Genomic DNA, 5,853 nt, shown 5'->3' with positions numbered 1-5,853 from the left:
CCTGTCGGTGGGCGCCGTGTACCGCTACTTCAAATCCAAGAACGAGATCATCAACGCGATCGCGGAGAAGTTCGCCGGCGGCATCGCCACCGCCGTCCTCGCGATCGCGGACAAGCGCCTGCCCCTGGCCCAGGCGATGGACGCGGCGCTGGACGTGGTCGACTCCCAGCTGGGCGCGAAGGGCGCCTTCCCGCTCGCGGTGCAGCTGTGGTCCGAGGCGACGATCGATCCGGCGATCGCCGAGATCGTGCGGGAGCGCTACGCGCAGTTGCAAGGCGCCTTCGTGACCATCGCCCGGCACGCCCAGGAGCGAGGTGAGCTGCCGGCGGAGGCCGACACGGTCGCGGTCGCGTCCGCGTTGTTCAGCCTGATGCCGGGCTATGCGCTGCAGCGCATGCTGATCGGCACGCCGGACAAGGAGACCTACGCCGCCGGCGTTGCGACGCTGCTCAGCCGGCGGTGAGCCGGGCCGCCAGCCGGGCGAAACCGGCACGTACCTCGCGCGCCGTCGGCGCGGGCCCGGGCTCGACCCGCTCGCCCGCCCAGTCGTCGTCCCCGTCGTCGTCCTCGTCGTCCCCGTCGTCGGCGGTCCCCGGCGCGTCGCCCGCGGCCGCGGCGCGGGCGGTCTCGATCTCCTCCCGGATCGCCTCCGCGTCGACCAGCGGCAGTAACGGCTCCACCACCGCCATCAGTTCCTCGTCCGCCACCACTGCCTGAGCCAGGGCGAGCGCATGCCGGCGCTCGTAGGGCCCGCAGACCACCGGCTCCCAGTCATCGTCGTCCAGTGCGCCGACGGTGATGACCCACGGCAGGTCGGCCACCGGCGAGTCCGGCGGCAGGCTCAACGTCACCAGAGTGCCCACGCGGACATCATTACGGGCTGTGGTCCCGAATCCAGGTGTTTTGCCCTACCGGGGCAGTTTTATCGTCAGCTGCGAGGTCCACGACGCGGCCGTGTGGACTGGTCGCCGCCCAGGCCGCGCCGAAGAGCAGGAGCTGGTTGAACACGTACAGGTAGACCAGCACACCGACGGCGCTGGCGACCAGGCCGTAGGCCGGGTTTCGCTGCACGAGGCCGACGAACGACCTACCGACCGTGTTCAACAGCGTGATGCCGACGCCCACCTGGATCACCGGCGGCAACATCCGGCGCACGGTCATCCGCAGCCGCGGCACTGCGGCCAGCAGCGCCGCGCCGAGCAGCATGTTGATCCCCACCGTGGCGATCCAGCTGACCACCGTGAGCAGCCACGACGCGTGCCCGTCGCTGATCCACGCGAGCAGCCGCTCCAGCCCGTTGACGGCGCCGACGGAGATGCTGATCAGGATCAGGATGCCGAGCAGGATGGCCAGGTCGACCAGTTGGCGCAGGACGATGTAGCCCGGATGCTCGTTCAGGCGCCAGATCAGCCGCTGCGACGAGCGGATCGCCTCGACCCAGCCGACGCCGGTGAAGACCAGGCCGAGCAGGCCGACGACGCCGACCGCACGGCCGCTGTCCAGCACCTGCTGCAGGTTGAGGAACGGCAGGTTCTGCGCCAGGAAGTCGCGGACGATGTCGAACAGGTCGTCGTTGTTGGTCAGCAGGATGCCGAAGATCGAGTAGCCGATCAGCAGCAGCGCGAAGACCGCGAAGAAGCCGTAGTACGCGATCGCCGCCGCGAGCCGGCCGCCGTTCACCGCGTCGTAGCGCAGCAGCGCCCGGCACAGGTGGTCGAAGTACTTCGACGCGTGGCGCCACGCCATGATGCGCGCCTCGGCGGCGTCGTAGACCCGATCGACCACGTTCACGGCGTGAACGTACCCAAGAATTCAGCCGCCCAGCGGGAAGTCGCGTCGCGGCCGCCACGGAGCGGCCGGCATGTCGACCGAGCCGCCGTGCGTGAACAACGTGAACGACGGCACCTCGAAACGCGCCGAGAAGGCCGCGAGATCCTCGAACACCGCGTCCAGCGCGGCGGCCGGCACGTCCTGCGCGACGGTCACGTGCGGGTGGTACGGAAAGCGCGAGTCGCGGGCCAGACCCTCGCCGGCCACGATCGCCTCGGCCAGCAGCTCGCACTCGCTGATGCCGACCGCGAGGGTCACGAAGACCACCTCGGTGACCGGGCGGAAGGTGCCGGTGCCGCGCAGGTGGATGGTGAACGGCGTGTGCCGGGTGGCGACGTCCTCCAGATGTTTCTCCACCGCCGGCAACAGCTCGGTCGGCACCTCGGTCGGGCCGAGCAGGGTCACGTGCGCCGGGGTGAAGGCGGCCTGCGGATCACCCGCCTCGCCCCGGCGACGCGTCAGCTCCGATCCCCACGGCTCGGGGATGTCGATCGCGACGCCGATCTTGGTGGTCGCGGCCACGCGGGTCAGGCCCCGCGCCCCGGGCTCAGGAAACCGATATTCTGGTACGCGTGCCCGAGCGTCACCGCGGACACCGCCCGCGCCTTCTCCGCGCCGACCGCCAGCACCTTGTCGAGGTAACCCGGATCCTCGAGGTACGCCCGGGTGCGCTCCTGCAGCGGCTTGACGAACTCGACCACCACCTCGGCCAGGTCCTTCTTCAGGTCGCCGTAGCCGCGGCCGTCGTACGCCTCGAGCAGCTCGTCGATCGTGCGGGAGGTGAGCGCGGCGTAGATCGTCAGCAGGTTGCTGATGCCGGGCTTGTTGTCCTCGTCGTAGAGAATCTCGCGACCGGTGTCGGTGACCGCCGACTTGATCTTCTTGGCCGACCGCGACGGCTCCTCGAGCAGTTCGATGATCCCGTTCGGCGACGAGGCCGATTTCGACATCTTGCTGGTCGGGTCCTGCAGGTCGGTGATCTTGGCGGTGTCCTTGACAATGAACGGCGACGGGACCGTGAACGTCCGCCCGTACCGGGTGTTGAACCGCTGGGCGAGGTCGCGGGTGAGCTCCAGGTGCTGCCGCTGGTCCTCGCCCACCGGGACCTGGTCGGCATGGTAGAGCAGGATGTCTGCGGCCTGCAGGATCGGGTACGTGAACAGGCCGACGCTGGTCGAGTCCTGACCCGACTTCGCCGACTTGTCCTTGAACTGGACCATCCGGCCGGCCTCACCGAAGCCGGTGATGCAGTTGAGCACCCAGGCCAGCTGTGCGTGCTCGGGCACATGCGACTGGACGAAGAGCGTGCACCGATCGGGGTCCAGGCCCAGCGCCAGCAGCTGCGCGGCGGAGAGTCTTGTGCGATTCCGCAACGCCACCGGCTCATGGCCCATGGTGATCGCGTGCAGATCGACGACGCAGTAGAACGCGTCGTGCGTGTCCTGTAACGCCACCCAGTTGCGCACCGCTCCCAGATAATTGCCGAGGTGGAATGAGTCGGCGGTGGGCTGGATCCCGGAAAGCACCCGTGGGCGGGGGGCGGCGTCGGACATGAGCGCCATTGTTACAGTCTCCCGCCCATTCCGGTAAACCGCCCGGGGTGCCCGGCTCCGATGTTCGAACGTGTTGACTCTTGAGTGCTATTGGTAGATTCTAGAATCGGTAGGGAACACCGACTGAAGGGTCATCGCCGTGAAACTGCTCGTCACCGGAGGCGCCGGCTACGTCGGCAGCGTCACCAGCCGCCTGCTGCTGGACGCCGGCCATGAGGTGGTCGTGCTGGACAACCTGAGCACCGGTTTCCGGGAGGCGGTCGCGCCCGACGCGACCTTCGTCGAGGCCGACATCGCCGACGCCGGTGAGATCCTGACTCCGGGCGCCGGGTTCGACGCGGTGCTGCACTTCGCCGGGCTGATCGCCGCCGGCGAGTCGATGCTCAAGCCGGAGCTCTACTGGGACCACAACGTGCAGCGCTCGTTGCGGCTGCTCGAGGCGGTCCGGGCCGCCGGCGTGGGCAAGTTCGTCTTCAGCTCCACCGCCGCCGTCTACGGCAACCCGACCGAGATCCCGATCACCGAGAACGCGGTGAAGGCGCCGACCAACACGTACGGCGCGACCAAGCTGACCTTCGACTTCGCGCTGACCTCCGAGGCGTTCGCACACGGCCTGGCCGCGGTCTCGCTGCGCTACTTCAACGTGGCCGGCGCCTTGATCCGGCCGGAGGGCGGCGACGTCGGCGAGCGGCACGACCCCGAGACGCACATCATCCCGATCGCGCTGCAGGTCGCAGCCGGCAAGCGCCCGCAGCTGCAGCTGTTCGGCGACGACTACCCCACCAAGGACGGCACCTGCGTCCGCGACTACATCCACGTCGAGGACCTGGCCCGCGCCCACCTTCTGGCGCTCGACGCGGCCACCGCCAAGGAGCACCGGATCTACAACCTGGGCACCGGCAGCGGCTTCACCAACCGCGAGGTGGTCGAGGTGGCGCGCGAGGTGACCGGCGCCGAGCTGCCGGTGGAGGTGGCGCCGCGCCGCGAGGGCGACCCGGCCACGCTGGTCGCCTCGTCGGCCCTGGCGCGCGCCGAGCTGGGCTGGGTGCCGCAGAAGACGACGCTGCACGACATGATCGGCGACGCCTGGGCGTTCTACCGGGCCCACGTGGCGTGATCTGATCAGATCATGAGCGACGTCGCATCGACCTTCCGCGATCAGTACGGCCGCGACCCCGAGGGCCTGTGGGCCGCCCCCGGGCGGGTCAACCTGATCGGCGAGCACACCGATTACAACGACGGATTCGTGCTGCCGTTCGCGCTGCCCATGCGGGTGGTCGCCGCCGCCGCCCGGGCGGACGCCGGCTGGCAGGTGCGCTCCGACCTGGAGGACGAGCAGGCGTCGTTCGAGAGCGCGGGTGAGCCGGGGACGATCTCCGGCTGGGCGGCCTATGTCGCGGGGGTGGTGTGGGCGCTGCGCGACGCCGGGTACGAAGTGCCGCCCGCCGACCTGGCGATCACCTCCGACGTGCCCCTCGGCGCCGGCGTCTCGTCCAGCGCCGCGCTGGAGTCGGCCGTGCTCACCGCGCTTATCGACCTCGGCGAGCTGGAGATCCCGGTCGCCGAGCGGCCGGCCCTCGCGCAGCGGGCGGAGAACGTCTACGTCGGCGCGCCGACCGGGATCATGGACCAGTCCGCGTCCATCCGCTGCGAGGCGGGCCAGGCACTGTTTCTCGACTGCCGATCGCAGGAGGTCGAGCAGATCCCGTTCGACGTGGCCGCCGAGGGGCTGGCGGTGCTGGTGGTGAACAGCAACGCCCCGCACAAGCACGTGGACGGCGAGTACGGCGCCCGGCGGAAGTCCTGCGAGGAGGCGGCCCGGCTGCTCGGGGTGCCCGCGCTGCGCGACGTGGCCGCGGACGGCCTGGACGTGGCGCTCGAGCGGCTCGACGACGACGTGACGCGGCGGCGGGTGCGGCACGTGGTGACCGAGAACCAGCGCGTGCTCGACACCGTGGAGCTGCTGCGGTCCGGCCGGATCCGCGAGATCGGGCCGCTGATGACCGCGTCGCACGCCTCGATGCGGGACGACTTCGAGATCACCGTGCCGGAGGTCGACGTGGCCGTGGAGGCGGCGCTGACGGCCGGCGCGTACGGCGCCCGGATGACCGGCGGCGGCTTCGGCGGCTGCGTGCTGGCGCTGATCGACGCGGACCGGGCCGACGCCACGGCGGCGGCGGTCGCCGACGCGTACGCCAAGCACGGTTTCACCGCGCCCACCCCCTTCGTGGCAGTCCCCAGCCAGGGCGCCACCCGCCTGTAGAAGACCACTTTTCGCGTGCCACGATCGCGGGTACCTGAAGGGCATGAGTGATCAGCGCGAGTACCGGGACAAGCCCAACGAGGAGGGTTTCGGCGGCGACCCGACCACGCCCCAACCCGAGCCCGAGCGGCACCCGCAGGACGTCGACGGCGAGGCCGTCGCGGTCCCGTCGGGCGACCTCACCAGGCCCATCGCCGAGGCGATGGA

The 5,853-nt window shown here is 70.2% G+C and carries 7 protein-coding genes; 3 read left to right on the top strand and 4 right to left on the bottom strand.

The genetic code is table 11. The features are described 5' to 3' along the window. Positions 1 to 463, top strand: a 463-nt coding sequence (locus AB0M20_RS23050; RefSeq protein ID WP_364301309.1) for a TetR-like C-terminal domain-containing protein, incomplete at its 5' end; no start/stop codon positions are given. Here AB0M20_RS23050 and AB0M20_RS23045 read toward each other — a convergent pair. The 4 genes from AB0M20_RS23045 to trpS are packed head-to-tail and all read right to left on the bottom strand — an operon-like array spanning position 450 to position 3,383. Next, positions 450 to 863: a hypothetical protein gene (locus AB0M20_RS23045; protein WP_364301307.1), complete on the bottom strand. Its 414-nt coding sequence runs from the start codon at positions 861 to 863 to the stop codon at positions 450 to 452. The genes AB0M20_RS23050 and AB0M20_RS23045 overlap by 14 nt on opposite strands. Before the next feature lie 10 nt (positions 864 to 873). After that, a complete protein-coding gene (locus tag AB0M20_RS23040) occupies positions 874 to 1,791 on the bottom strand; it encodes a YihY/virulence factor BrkB family protein (protein ID WP_364301305.1) in 918 nt (305 codons plus the stop codon). 21 nt (positions 1,792 to 1,812) lie between these two features. Then, positions 1,813 to 2,361, bottom strand: a complete 549-nt coding sequence (locus AB0M20_RS23035; protein WP_364301311.1) for a 2'-5' RNA ligase family protein — start codon at positions 2,359 to 2,361, stop codon at positions 1,813 to 1,815. Next, entirely contained in the window at positions 2,358 to 3,383 is a 1,026-nt protein-coding gene (trpS, locus tag AB0M20_RS23030; RefSeq protein WP_364301303.1) for a tryptophan--tRNA ligase, read from the bottom strand. The genes AB0M20_RS23035 and trpS overlap by 4 nt, the downstream gene beginning before the upstream one ends. Positions 3,384 to 3,522: 139 nt before the next feature. Here trpS and galE point away from each other — a divergent pair, with 139 nt between their 5' ends. Then, complete coding sequence (gene galE, locus AB0M20_RS23025; RefSeq protein WP_364301301.1) at positions 3,523 to 4,500, top strand: UDP-glucose 4-epimerase GalE; 978 nt, start codon at positions 3,523 to 3,525, stop codon at positions 4,498 to 4,500. Positions 4,501 to 4,512: 12 nt separating this feature from the next. Then, positions 4,513 to 5,646, top strand: a complete 1,134-nt coding sequence (gene galK, locus AB0M20_RS23020; RefSeq protein ID WP_364301299.1) for a galactokinase — start codon at positions 4,513 to 4,515, stop codon at positions 5,644 to 5,646. The last annotated feature ends 207 nt before the right edge of the window (positions 5,647 to 5,853 follow it).

The organism is Actinoplanes sp. NPDC051633 (genome assembly GCF_040681735.1).
Taxonomy (GTDB): domain Bacteria; phylum Actinomycetota; class Actinomycetes; order Mycobacteriales; family Micromonosporaceae; genus Actinoplanes.
The sequence above is the reverse complement of the archived record's forward strand: the minus strand, read 5'-3'. Positions and strand labels throughout refer to the sequence as shown.

Coding starts and splice junctions, on each gene's coding strand:
- trpS (WP_364301303.1), bottom strand. CDS start 3,383: ATGTCCGACGCCGCCCCCCGCCCACGGGTGCTTTCCGGGATCCAGCCC.
- galK (WP_364301299.1), top strand. CDS start 4,513: ATGAGCGACGTCGCATCGACCTTCCGCGATCAGTACGGCCGCGACCCC.